Here is a 12,750-nt window from a genome sequence, read left to right as displayed (position 1 = left end):
GCGCGCCCGTATTTCGGCGCCTCCTGAAAAAGCCTTAGCGCTCAGCCGAAACACAAGCCAACCCAAGCAGAAGCTCAGGCAACCTGCTTTTCCTGCCGGACAGCTTTGCGCCCGGCCAGATGCGTCAGCATATCGTCAACCATCTCGCTCAGGCTGTATGCAGGACGCCATGCCCACTCTGCCCGCGCACTGGAGTCGTCAATCGAGCGCGGCCACGCGTCGGCGATCGCCTGGCGGAAATCCGGTTTGTAAGCGGCCTGGAAAGCCGGCACGCGCTGCTGGATGATAGCCACCAGTTCGCGCGGCGAAAAGCTCCATGCCGCCAGATTGTATGAACCGGCCGTCTTGAGATTCTCTTTCGGCGCGCTCATCAGTTCGATGGTAGCGCGCACGGCATCGTCCATGTACATCATCGGCAATGTGCTTTCTTCACCCAGGAAACTGGTGAAGGCGCTGCCGTCGGCCGCCGAAAACAGCGCCTGGATGGCGTAGTCAGTGGTGCCGCCACCGGGTTCTGCCGAATAGCTGATCAGGCCCGGATAACGCAGGCTGCGGATATCCATGCCGTATTTTTCCGCGTACCAGGTACACCAGTGTTCGCCAGCCAGTTTCGAAATGCCATAGACAGTCTTCGGATCCATAGGGCCGATCTGCGGCGCATTGTCGCGCGGGGTCGAAGGACCGAATGCGGCAATCGAGCTAGGCCAGAATACCTTCGACAGCTTGACCTGGCGCGCCACTTCCAGCACGTTCAGCAAGCCGGTCATGTTGAGGTTCCAGGCCCACTCCGGGTGCTCTTCGCCTTTTGCCGAGAGCGCCGCCGCCAGGTGATAGATTTCACCGATATCATGCCGGCCGACCACCTCGGCCAGACGCTTCGCATCCGTGACGTCCAGGGTTTCATATGTCAGTTCCGGATGCTTGCCGGCCGGCTGGATATCGCTGGTGACAACTTGTCCGGCGCCATGCAGTTTGACGAGCGCCGCCGCCAGTTCGGTGCCAATCTGTCCGTTTGCACCGATTACCAATACTTTTTTCATCTTAGTCTCTTTACCGTTTTCTTTAATTCTTTACCAGACCGAGCTCTTCGCCGGCTTGCCGGAAAATGCCCACTGCGCGCTGCAAGGTGGCTTCATCGTGAACCGCCGACATCTGCACCCGGATCCGCGCCTGCCCTTGCGGCACTACCGGATAGAAAAAGCCGACGGCGTATACGCCAAGTTCATACAAGCGGCGCGACAGCTTTTGCGCGACCACGGCGTCGTACACCATCAGCGGCACGATCGGATGTGTGCCTGGCTTGATGTCAAAGCCGGCTTCGGTGATCGCCTTGCGGAAGTAGACGGTATTGCGTTCCAGGCGGTCACGCAATTCGGTGGACGCTTCCAGCAGATCGAGCGCCGCGATCGAGGCGCCGACAATCGCCGGCATCAAGGTATTCGAGAACAGATAAGGCCGCGAGCGTTGCCGCAGCAGGTCGATCACTTCGCGTCGGCCGGCCGTGAAGCCGCCGCTGGCGCCGCCCAGGGCCTTGCCCAGCGTGCCGGTGATGACGTCGACCTTGCCGAAGATGCCACGCGCTTCGTGCGTACCGCGCCCTTTGGCACCCATGAAACCGGTGGCGTGGCAATCATCGACGCCCAGCAGCGCGCCGTACTTGTCGCACAACTGACGAATGACATCCAGCTGCGCCACCGTACCGTCCATCGAAAACACACCGTCGGTAAACACCATGGAGAAACGGGCGTTGTCAGCCTTGGCCTGTTTCAGGCAGCGCTCCAGGTCTTCCATGTCGTTATGCGCATAGCGATAACGCTTTGCCTTGCACAAGCGCACGCCGTCGATGATCGACGCATGGTTGAGGGCATCGCTGATGATCGCATCCTGCTCACCCAACAAAGGTTCAAACAAGCCGCCATTGGCATCGAAGGCTGCTGCATACAGGATGCAATCTTCGGTGCCGAGAAAAGCGGACAGGCGCTGCTCCAGCTGGCGGTGTATATCCTGCGTGCCGCAGATGAAGCGCACCGAGCTCAGGCCGAAACCGTGTGAATCCAGGGCGTCGTGAGCGGCCTTGATCAAGGATGGATGAGAAGACAAGCCCAGGTAGTTGTTGGCGCACAAATTGATCAGCTCGCCGCTTTCCGTGCTGATCTTGCCGCCCTGCGGACCGAGAATCAGGCGCTCCTTCTTCAGCAGACCGGCGGCTTCAATTGCGCTCAGTTCGTCGCGCAGGTGGCTGTAGAACTGTGGAGCGCCATGGTTTTGGGTATCTTCTTGTGTCACTGATGATGTCATTGCCGGCCTCGATCTTATATAATATATTGTTCAAATTCGATATATCGAACATAAATTCCACGATAATGCACAATAACCGGGCTGTCAACTAGATGCCCAGCAATTCAGTGAAAAAAACAGCGTGAATAACATGGAAAATAAGCATGGCAGATAAGATGCTGGAAGATGCGCCGCCAAAAGTCGGCGACACCCTGGTCAGGCTGCGCCAGGCCGATGGCCTGTCGCTCGACGCCCTGTCCAAGCGCGCCGGCGTGTCGAAATCGATGCTGTCGCAGATCGAACGCAATCAGGCCAATCCGACGGTGGCCGTGGTGTGGCGGCTGGCCAACGCACTGGGCGTGCCCATCTCTTTGCTGGTGGATGGCAATCAGGTCGTGCCGGCCTCGATCGAAACCGTGGCCAGCCACGCCACCCCCTCGCTACGCTCGCGGGACGGTCATTGCGAGCTGCGCATCCTCGGCCCGATCGAACTGGCCGGCCAGTTCGAATGGTACGAACTGTCGCTGCAACCGGGCGGCTGCCTCGATTCGGAAGCGCATGAACCGGCGTCCCGAGAGCACTTGACAGTCCTGTCCGGCACCTTGGAAGTCCAGAGCGGCAGCAACCTGAGCAAAATCAAGGTTGGCGAAACGGCAAGATATGCCGCCGACCGCCCCCATTACATTAAAAATGTCGGCAAAAGCACCGCCACCGCCTTGCTGGTCGTAATCCATAACGGACCATAAAAAAAAGAGGTGAAACAACGATCGCGATCGCTGTTTCACCTCTTGGCTTTTACCGCCGGCAGCCAGGCTGCCGGCGGCTTCGGCAATTAATGCGTGACGCGGGTAACGCCGCCGGAAGACAGCAGGCGCACACGGTCGCCGACGTTGAACCGCTCGTCAGCGTCCTGCGTAATCGCACGCAGTTCACCGTTACTCAGACGTACGGTAATTTCCAGGCCTGGACGCTGGTTCAGGTTGTTTTCCACCTGATTGCCGGCGATGCCGCCGAGTACCGCGCCAACCACGCCGGCCGCCAGCGAGCCATTACCCTTGCCGATGGTCGAACCGGCTGCAACCGCGCCGAGCGCGCCGCCAGCCAAAGTGCCGGCGCCGTTGCCGCCACGGTTCTTGTCAATGGTCACCGGACGCACCGAATCCACTACGGCCATGCGTACAGATTGTTCGCCCTGCGCCTGGCTGCTGGTATACACGTTGGCAGAATTCGGGGTCACGGCACAACCGCCCAATGCCACCAAGGCAGCGACAATAATCAGATTCTTCATCATTCTTGATAACTCCATCGTAAATTGCTCTTGCATTAAAATTTCCGCACAACGATAACTTGATCAGCGCACCAGTAGAGGGATTGCTGAATCAATGATAGTGCAGAAAAGAAACTTTTCCCCGTCTAATACATACCAAGCTTGCGGGTCAATACCGCGCATTTTAGCAACTTTTTCAAACTCGCCGGATTTTTGCCAAAAAGACCAGCTTGCCGTCTATTCAATCATTGACCAGGGATGCGCTTCAACGACCGCCCGAGACGTCGATAAATGTGCCGGTGGAATACGAGGCCTCCTCCGACAACAGCCATAGCACCGCGCGGGCGACTTCCTCGGCGCTGCCGCCGCGCCGCATCGGCACGCTGTCCTTGACACGTTCAACCCGGCCCGGCTCGCCGCCGCTGGCATGTATCTCAGTGTAAATGACGCCGGGGCGCACGGCGTTGACGCGGATGCCCTGGTCAGCCACTTCCTTGGCCAGGCCAATGGTCATGGCATCGATCGCCCCCTTGGAAGCGGCGTAATCGACATACTCGCCCGGACCACCCAGCTTGGCCGCCATCGACGACAGGTTGACGATGGCGCCGCCCTGGCCGCCGCAGCGGGTCGACATGCGCCGCACCGCTTCCCGCGCGCACAGAAAACTGCCGATGACATTGGTGTTGAACACCCGCTGCAGGCGCGCCACGTCCATTTCTTCGACGCGCATCTGGCGCTCCAGGATGCCGGCGTTATTGACCAGCGCCGTGACTTTGCCTAATTGGCTGTCGACGGTCTGGAACAACGCCATCACGTCCGCTTCGGCAGCGACATCGCCGGCGACCGCCAACGCTTCACCGCCGCCATCGCGGATGGCTGCCACCACGGCCTCGGCGGCGCTGCGGTTGTGCACATAGTTGACACACACGGCATAGCCGCGCTCAGCGGCCAGCAACGCAGTAGCCGCGCCGATGCCGCGGCTGCTGCCGGTGATGATCATGACTGCTTTCGACATGCTTGCGTCCTCATTCTTTACGTTTCAGGCCAAGGGATTCAAATGCGATCTTGCGCTCGCCAGTGACTGCCTCGAATACCGGCACATTATAATCAAGCTGCGATTAACGGTTTTTTGACTAAGGACTAACACCGGAGTTGCATATACCCGATAAATATCGCACCGCCGTCCCCACATATAACGATTGGCTTTACAAGCAAAATGAATCGCAAACGCAGTTTTCCACCGGTAGTCGATCCGCAAGTCCGCACGCTTATCCTCGGCAGCCTGCCCGGCGGTGTCTCGCTGGCGCACAGCCAGTATTACGCCCATCCGCAAAACCGTTTCTGGAAACTGCTGGCCGAAGTCATCGGCATCGACCTGCCCGCACTGCCTTATGCGGAGCGGCTGCCGCTGCTGCTGGCGCACGGCTTCGGGCTGTGGGACGTGGTGGCCGAGGCGCGCCGCGACGGCAGCCTGGACAGCAATATCCGCGATCACGTGCATAACGACCTGACCAGCCTGATCGCCACGCTGCCGCAGTTGCACACCATTGCCTTCAACGGCGGCACCGCCGCCAGGCTGGGACTAAAGGCTTTGGGCGAACACGCCGGCCGCTACCGTATCGTCCTGCTGCCTTCCAGCAGCCAGGCCTATACACGGCCTTATGCAGAAAAGCTGGCGGCCTGGATCATGTTGCAAGAACGCTGATCGCCGATTACAAAATACCTACACTTTCTGCACACATCGACAAGCCTTGAACATCGCCCGCTCTCTAAAATGAGCAGCTCTGATCTCTCAAGGAATGAACATGTCGTCACTGCACAAAAATCTATTACGCTATACCGCCGCGCTGACATTAGTGCTAGCGCTTTCCGCATGCGTTTCTCTCGGTCTCAGTCTATGAGCTGGAGCAAGAAGCCTATGCAAAGACTATCCCTGCCGCGGCGACTTTTCCCGTCGTGCCGACTCTCGCTGGCCCTGCCGCTGCTGCTCGCGCTCGGCGCTTGCGTCACCTCCGAACGCATCGATGGCCCTGACGGCCGCGACGCTTTCCTGGTCGAATGCACCGATGCCGAACAGTCCTGGCGCGCCTGCTACAAGAAAGCCGCGGAATTGTGCGGCCGCGACGGCTATTTCGTCTACGACCAGGATCGCAGCCCTGGCCCCGGCTCCGGCCGCGATGGCCGCAAAAAATCCATGTTCATCGGCTGCCGCTACGGATACAGATAGCGGCAGCAATCAACGCAAGCGCGGTGCAGCTAGGCGCTATGGCAATCGGGATGCAGCAATCGAGGGATGGCAATAATTAGGTCAAATATTCGGCTGTGGCGCGGTATCATTGCTGCATATCCTTGTTTACCTGCTTTTTGCCTAATAAATCCACCTGATGCTGATCAAACGCAAATCCATAGAAGCCGACGCCAACCGCATGGAAGGCCCGCGCAAGCGCACCGCCGTTGCAAAAAAAGACACTCCCAAGCCGCCCCGCAAACCGAAGTTCGCGCCTGTCACCCTGTCGGAACAGGACGGGGTGCGCTACCTGCATTTCGGCACTGAATGGGTGCAAGGCGCCATGCGCTTGCGCAAGCCGGACTGGCCGGAACTGGAATACGCCCAGCAAATGATGGCATGGATGCTGTTCAATCCGGCGCCTCAGCATATCGTCCAGCTGGGCCTGGGCACCGCGGCGCTAACCAAGTTCAGCTACCGCCAGTTTCCCGCGGCACGGGTGACCGCAATCGAGCTCAACCCTTCGGTGCTGGCGATCTGCGCCTCCATGTTCAAGCTGCCGCCGGAAGACGAACGGCTGTCGGTAGTCGAGATGGACGCCATGGATTTCGTGCTCGATCCGCTCAACCATGACAGTATCGATGCCTTGCAGGTCGACCTGTACGATGCCACCGCGCGCGGCCCGGTGCTGGATACGCCGGAGTTCTACAGTGCCTGCGCGGCTTGCCTGACGGACGACGGCATCATGACCGTCAACCTGTTCGGCGACCATCCGAGCTATGCCAAGAACCTGAAAGCCATGATGTTTGCCTTCGACGATGTCTGGTGCCTGCCGGAAGTCCACGAGGGCAATGTGATCGCGATCGCTTTCAAGCAGGCGCCGCCGCTCGACTTCAGCGCCTGGTACGAACGCGCGGCGGAAATCACCGCCGCCACCAAGCTGCCGGCCAAATCCTGGGTCAACGGCCTCAAAGCCTGGCATTCGCCGCAGTAAGCGGCTACGCCAGTGTAGTGATTCGCAAATAATGGAGCTTCAGAAATGGTGAATTTTGGTGCCAGGCTAGGCGAATGACCGCCCCGCGCAAACCGCAGCGATAGTGGGCTATCGCGAGGATTTGCAACCACGCATGGCGCGAAAAGACGCCGTTTATGAAGTTTCATTATTTGCGAAGCACTACACTAGACACCGTGCCGGCGCATGCCGGCCTCACCCAACCAACCGCCTATCGCAATGAACAATGCATCGCCCAAGACACTCGACCTGCAACAGATCTTTACCTGGCTGCTGAACGACGGCACGGTCGACAAGAATGAGGTAAAGGCTTTCTACACCCAGGCCCAGGGAATATTCCGCAACGCCGCGATCGCCATCCATCCGCTCAGCGCGGTTGCCCAGTGCAAGCGGCAATCGGCGTTGCCGCCGCACCGGGTGCTGACGCTGGAATGGCTGACCGAATGGCTGGCGCGCCAGGTCCAGATGCCGTTCTACCGGATCGACCCGCTCAAGATCGACTTCGCCAAAGTGGCCGATGTCATGTCGGCCAGCTACGCCACCCGCTTCAACATCCTGCCGGTCGAGCTGAGCGCCACCGACCTGGTGATCGCCACCGCGGAGCCGTTCCGCACCGAATGGCTGGCCGAAATCGCCAAGATCTCGCGCCGCAACATCCGCTTGGTGATCGCCAATCCGCTCGACATCACGCAATACATCACACAGTTCTTCACGCTGGCGAAATCGATCAAGAGCGCGCATAAATCGGGCGGCCAGGAGCTGGCGCTGCGCAACAATTTCGAGCAGCTGGTCGAGCTTGGCAAAACCAACAAGCAGGTCGACGCCAACGACCAGCATATCGTCAACATCGTCGACTGGCTGTGGCAATACGCGTTTGAACAGCGCGCCTCGGATATCCACATGGAGCCGAAACGCGATTTCAGCGCGATCCGCTTCCGCATCGACGGCGTCCTGCACCAGGTGTACCAGGTGCCGGCGGTGGTCATGATCGCCATGACCGCGCGTATCAAGCTGCTGGGACGGATGGATGTGATTGAAAAGCGCCGGCCGCAGGACGGCCGCATCAAGACCCGCACCGCCGGCGGCCAGGAAATCGAACTGCGCCTGTCGACCCTGCCGACTGCCTTTGGCGAGAAACTGGTGATGCGGATTTTCGATCCGGACGTGGTGGTCAAGACGCTGCCTGAGCTGGGCTTCCCGCAAGACGATGCCCTGCGCTGGGACGCGCTGACCAAGCGCCCGCACGGTATCATCCTGGTGACCGGCCCGACCGGCTCCGGCAAGACCACCACGCTGTACACCACGCTGAAGGCGCTCGCCACATCCGAAGTGAATGTCTGCTCGGTCGAAGATCCGATTGAAATGGTGGAAGCCTCGTTCAACCAGATGCAGGTCAACCATGGCATCGACCTGACTTTTGCCGACGGCGTACGCGCCCTGATGCGGCAGGATCCGGACATCATCATGGTGGGCGAAATCCGCGACCTGGAAACCGCGGAAATGGCGATCCAGGCCGCGCTCACCGGCCATCTGGTGCTCTCCACCCTGCACACCAACGATGCGCCCTCGGCGGTGATGCGCCTGCTGGAACTGGGCGTACCTTACTATCTGCTGGAAACCACGCTGATCGGCATCATGGCGCAGCGCCTGGTGCGCACCTTGTGCAGCCACTGCAAGAGCGCCGATGGCCAGGTCGCCGACGAAGTCTGGGCGCAACTGGTAGAAAACTGGAACCTGCCCAAACCGGCCGCCGTCTACCATCCGGTCGGCTGCCCCGAGTGCCGCCAGACCGGCTACCGTGGCCGTACCGGCTTGTATGAGCTGCTGACCATCACCCAGCCCTTCTCAAAAATGATCCAGGCCGAAACCGACATCCACGCACTGAAAAAGCAAAGCATCGCTGACGGCATGAAACCTTTGCGACTTGCTGGTGCGCTGAAAGTGCTAGAAGGAGTCACCACCGTGGAAGAGGTCTTGAAGGTCACTTCAGCGCTGACCTGACACCAGGCTTTCGCCTGCTGCAACAACCGCAAAAGGGCTACCCGCCGCCACGGCCGGTAGCCCTTTTGTCCGAATGTACTTTTTTAACAAAAAAATCCCCTGCATGGTGCAGTGCGATGGAGAAAATCATTCTTCAGCCTGGCGCAAAAAGTGCTTTGCATCAGGGCGGCACTTGATTTCCGATAGACAATTATTTAACCTTTGCGTAAGCTAAGGCGGGCCAAGGCGGATGCCTTTCCAGAAGGAGACAGAATTAACGGAAAGCGGCATCAGCGTTGGCCAAGGGAGATGGTGGCAGTCGCAGCACAGGGAGTTGTTGTCGAATAATAGTTTGCATTCATTTGCAATAAAAGACAGGCGGGAAATCCGCTCCGACCATACGCAGTCAACATCCGGATAAAAAATATAATGAAATTTACAAATTTTCATTTTGTAACGGTAGCACTTGTCTTCGGTTTTATCAGTTCGGCATTCGCACAGGAAGATCCGACTTTGTTCTTGAACCGGGCCAACGCCAAGATCGCCAAGGCGATGGCCTTCAAGAACAGCTGGGACGGCCCCACCAGCGGCCCTAGAATCTCGGCGCAAAAAAAACTCATCGTCGTCATCGCTTCCAATCTCAAAAACAATAGTGTCTTGCGGGTTTCCAAGGGCGTGCAGGAAGCCGCCGCGGTCGCCGGCTGGGAAGTTTTCGTGATCGATTGCTGGGGCGTCGACAACAAGCATGCGGAAGCCTTCAGCCGCGCGCTGGCGCTGAAGCCCAGCGGCATTGTGCTGGCCGGTATCGACGCCAACGAGCAGCCCAAGGAAATGAATGCCGCCAATGCCCAGAATGTCCCGGTAGTCGGCTGGCATGCATCGACCCGGGTCGGCCCTAGCGACGGCCTGTTTTCCAACGTCACTGCCGACCCGAAAGAAGAAGCCCTGATCGCCAGCCTGCTGGGCGTGGTCGATTCCAACGGCAAGGCCGGCGTGGTGGTGTTCACCGATCCGGCCAGCCTGTATTCGCAGGCGAAGTCGAATGAAGTGGTGGCGGTGATCAAGCAATGCAGGACCTGCAGCCTGCTCAGCGTCGAGGCCTTGCCGATCGCCACCTCGCCCGACAAGATGCCGGCCCTGCTGGCGACGCTGCAGCAACGCTTCGGCAAGAAATGGACGCACATCATCGGCGTCAACGACAGCTACCTCGACCTGCTGGCGACACCAGCTTCGATGACCCTGCTCGCCAACAACAAGATCCAGGCGCTGTCGGCCGGCGAAGGTTCTGAAACGGCCTACCAACGGATCCGCAGCAAGAGCCTGCAGATCGCCACCGTGCCGGAACCTTTCGGCCAGCAGGGATGGCAGATCATCGACGAACTCAATCGCGCATTTGCCGGCGAAAAGGCCAGCGCCTACACCACGCCGGCCTATCTGGTGACGGAGCAGAACATCGCGTTCCACGGCGGCGACAAGAATACCTTTGAGCCGAATAACGGCTACCGCGCCGAGTACAAAAAAATCTGGGGAAAATGATGGCGTCCGCCGCGGCGGCAATGCGGGCCGGGCTATCGGGGTAGAATCAGGCAACAGCCCATACAACGACGGATCAAGGAGCAGGCAAATGCAAGCGAAAAGAATCCTTATCGCGCAAGGCGGCGGCCCCACCGCGGTGATCAACCAGTCCCTGGTCGGGGTGGTGCTGGCGGCGCGCGGCATACGCGACGTCGAGCTGGTCTACGGCGCCCGCAATGGCGTGCGCGGCATCGTCAATGAAGACTTCCTCGACCTGGCGCAGGAAACCGGCCACAACCTGGAGCTGGTGGCGAACACCCCCTCCTCTGCGCTGGGGTCTACCCGCGACAAACCCGATCTCAAGTATTGCCAGGAGATCATCCAGGTACTGCAGGCGCACCAGATCAACCACTTCTTTTATATCGGCGGCAACGATTCTTCCGATACGCTGCGCATCCTCAGCCTGGAAGCAGAAAAACTGGCCTTCCCGCTGCGCTGCATCCACATTCCCAAGACCATCGACAACGACCTGGTGGGCAACGACCACACGCCGGGATTTCCATCGGCCGCGCGCTTCGTGGCGCAGGCGTTTGCCGGCGCCAACCTGGACAATGCCGCCCTGCCCGGCGTCTATGTCGGCGTGGTGATGGGCCGCCATGCCGGCTTCCTGACGGCAGCCTCGACGCTGGCCCGGAAATTTGCCGACGACGGTCCGCATCTGATCTACCTGCCTGAGCGCAGCTTCGTGCTGGAAAAATTCCTGGCCGACGTGAAGGAGGTCTATCAGCGCCTGGGCCGCTGCGTGATCGCCGTATCCGAAGGCATACACGATGCATCCGGCACGCCGATCGCCAGCCTGCTGACCGAGACGGTGGAGCGCGATGCGCATGGCAATGTGCAGTTGTCGGGCAACGGCGCGCTGGCGGACCTGCTGTGCGAAGAAATCAAGTCTAAGCTGAACATCAAGCGCGTGCGCGGCGATACCTTTGGCTATTTACAGCGCTCATTTGCCGGCTGCGTTTCGGATGTGGACCAGCGCGAGGCCCGTGAAGTGGGCGAGAAAGCGCTGCAGTTTGCCGTGCAAAAAGCGCGTAACGGCACGGTCGCCATCAAGCGCAGCGGCGACTACTCAGTCAATTATGAATTGCTGGCGCTGGATGTGGTGGCTGGCAAAACCCGCGTCATGGAAGATGAGCTGATTGCTGCCAGCGGCACCGACGTCAGCGCCGCCTTCCATCAGTACTTGCGGCCCTTGCTGGGATCCGGCATGCCGGACGGTTTCCGCCTGCGTGCCGAAGCGGTCGCCAAGATACGCAACAAGGCCGGTTGAATCCGCCGCAGGCAAAAACCTGCGCCGGACAAACCAGCTTTGTCCGGGTAAGCGAGAACTAGGTACTGCCCTCCATGCCGCTGTCGTATTTCCCGGCGCATGCCAGGCTGTTCAGCTGGCAGCGCCGCAGGAAAATCTTTTGTGCTTCCGCGACGTTCTGCTCCGCCCCCTTCCAGCTATCCAGCACCGGCGCCTGCAGCGCCCTCCCATAGGAAAAACTAACCTGCCAGGGAAACGGGCCAAGCTGGTTCATGGCGCTCAGATGCGCGGTGGCATCCTCCGCGCTCTGGCCGCCGGACAAGAAAACGATGCCCGGCACGGCCGGTGGCACATGACGCGCCAGGCAGCGCATGGTGGCTGCGGCCACCTGTCCGATATCGGCCTGCTGCGGCGATTTCATGCCGGCGATGACCATGTTCGGCTTGAGCAGCATGCCTTCCAGCGCAACGCCATGGGCTGCCAGTTCTTCAAACACGGCTTCCAGCATTTGTGCGCTTACCGTCTCGCAGCGTTGCAGGCCGTGTGCGCCATCCATCAATACTTCCGGCTCGACGATAGGGACGATGCCGGCTTCCTGGCACAAGGCAGCGTAACGCGCCAGGGCATGCGCATTGGCGCGCATCGCGTAGCTGCTCGGCAGAGCGGCGGCGTCGATCTCTATCACGCCGCGCCACTTGGCAAACTTCGCCCCCAGCTGCCGGTATTCCTGCAGGCGTTCGCGCAAGCCGTCCAGCCCTTCGGTGATTTTTTCTCCAGCATGCAGCGCCAGCGGCTTGGCGCCGCTGTCAACCTTGATGCCAGGAAGAATACCGCGGCTGCTCAGCAGCTCAGCAAAAGGAATCCCTTCAGTACTACTTTGGCGCAGAGTTTCATCGTAAAGGATGACACCTCCCAGATGGCGCTCCGCGCCCACGGTGGTGAACAGGATTTCGCGATAGCGGCGACGGTTTTCTTCGCTGCATTCCAGCTTGATTGCATCAAAGCGCTTCTTGATCGTCGGCCCGCTTTCGTCCGCCGCAAGAATGCCTTTCTGATCCGCCACGATGGCGCGTGCAACCGATTTCAGTTCGTCGATATTCATTACCTGATGCTCCCGGTGATGACTGCAGATGGCGAGAAGTGACGCCGTTTATGCTGCCACG

General features: G+C 59.6%; 12 protein-coding genes. 7 read left to right on the top strand and 5 right to left on the bottom strand.

Features of this window, described 5'->3' with window-relative positions; all coding sequences use genetic code 11:
• Positions 1-74: 74 nt before the first annotated feature.
• Positions 75-1,040 carry an NAD-dependent epimerase/dehydratase family protein gene (locus tag VNZ65_RS03790; RefSeq protein WP_325666224.1) on the bottom strand — a complete coding sequence of 322 codons (966 nt, stop codon included), beginning with the start codon at positions 1,038-1,040 and terminating at the stop codon, positions 75-77.
• A 22-nt stretch (positions 1,041-1,062) separates the two neighbouring features.
• Complete coding sequence (gene kbl, locus VNZ65_RS03785) at positions 1,063-2,286, bottom strand: glycine C-acetyltransferase (RefSeq protein WP_414649038.1); 1,224 nt, start codon at positions 2,284-2,286, stop codon at positions 1,063-1,065.
• Between the two features lie 155 nt (positions 2,287-2,441).
• On the opposite strand from kbl, the gene VNZ65_RS03780 reads away from it, so the two are divergent.
• Positions 2,442-3,023 (top strand): helix-turn-helix domain-containing protein, encoded by a 582-nt coding sequence (locus tag VNZ65_RS03780; protein ID WP_098496596.1) that lies wholly within the window; start codon positions 2,442-2,444, stop codon positions 3,021-3,023.
• 86 nt (positions 3,024-3,109) lie between these two features.
• On the opposite strand, the gene VNZ65_RS03775 is transcribed toward VNZ65_RS03780, so the two are convergent.
• Positions 3,110-3,565, bottom strand: a complete 456-nt coding sequence (locus VNZ65_RS03775) for a glycine zipper 2TM domain-containing protein (protein WP_325666254.1) — start codon at positions 3,563-3,565, stop codon at positions 3,110-3,112.
• A 244-nt stretch (positions 3,566-3,809) separates the two neighbouring features.
• Complete coding sequence (locus tag VNZ65_RS03770; RefSeq protein ID WP_325666219.1) at positions 3,810-4,559, bottom strand: SDR family oxidoreductase; 750 nt, start codon at positions 4,557-4,559, stop codon at positions 3,810-3,812.
• A gap of 201 nt (positions 4,560-4,760) precedes the next feature.
• Between VNZ65_RS03770 and VNZ65_RS03765 the strand changes: the two genes are divergently transcribed.
• The 6 genes from VNZ65_RS03765 to VNZ65_RS03740 all read left to right on the top strand — a co-directional run bounded on the left by VNZ65_RS03765 (position 4,761) and on the right by VNZ65_RS03740 (position 11,608).
• Positions 4,761-5,249 carry a DNA-deoxyinosine glycosylase gene (locus VNZ65_RS03765; protein WP_325666217.1) on the top strand — a complete coding sequence of 163 codons (489 nt, stop codon included), beginning with the start codon at positions 4,761-4,763 and terminating at the stop codon, positions 5,247-5,249.
• Between the two features lie 213 nt (positions 5,250-5,462).
• Positions 5,463-5,771 carry a hypothetical protein gene (locus tag VNZ65_RS03760; RefSeq protein ID WP_325666215.1) on the top strand — a complete coding sequence of 103 codons (309 nt, stop codon included), beginning with the start codon at positions 5,463-5,465 and terminating at the stop codon, positions 5,769-5,771.
• A 157-nt stretch (positions 5,772-5,928) separates the two neighbouring features.
• A complete protein-coding gene (locus VNZ65_RS03755) occupies positions 5,929-6,765 on the top strand; it encodes a spermidine synthase (RefSeq protein WP_325666213.1) in 837 nt (278 codons plus the stop codon).
• Positions 6,766-7,002: 237 nt separating this feature from the next.
• Positions 7,003-8,784 carry a GspE/PulE family protein gene (locus VNZ65_RS03750; RefSeq protein ID WP_414649037.1) on the top strand — a complete coding sequence of 594 codons (1,782 nt, stop codon included), beginning with the start codon at positions 7,003-7,005 and terminating at the stop codon, positions 8,782-8,784.
• Between the two features lie 408 nt (positions 8,785-9,192).
• Positions 9,193-10,299 carry a substrate-binding domain-containing protein gene (locus VNZ65_RS03745; protein WP_325666208.1) on the top strand — a complete coding sequence of 369 codons (1,107 nt, stop codon included), beginning with the start codon at positions 9,193-9,195 and terminating at the stop codon, positions 10,297-10,299.
• A gap of 88 nt (positions 10,300-10,387) precedes the next feature.
• Positions 10,388-11,608, top strand: coding sequence for a 6-phosphofructokinase (locus VNZ65_RS03740; RefSeq protein WP_325666206.1), 1,221 nt, complete (start codon positions 10,388-10,390; stop codon positions 11,606-11,608).
• Between the two features lie 58 nt (positions 11,609-11,666).
• On the opposite strand, the gene VNZ65_RS03735 is transcribed toward VNZ65_RS03740, so the two are convergent.
• Positions 11,667-12,689: a class I fructose-bisphosphate aldolase gene (locus VNZ65_RS03735; protein ID WP_325666204.1), complete on the bottom strand. Its 1,023-nt coding sequence runs from the start codon at positions 12,687-12,689 to the stop codon at positions 11,667-11,669.
• Between the last annotated feature and the right edge of the window lie 61 nt (positions 12,690-12,750).

The sequence above is a fragment of the Collimonas sp. genome (assembly GCF_035566555.1).
Taxonomy (GTDB): Bacteria; Pseudomonadota; Gammaproteobacteria; order Burkholderiales; family Burkholderiaceae_D; genus Collimonas.
Note: the sequence above shows the minus strand (reverse complement) of the source record. Positions and strands in the feature narration are given on the sequence as shown.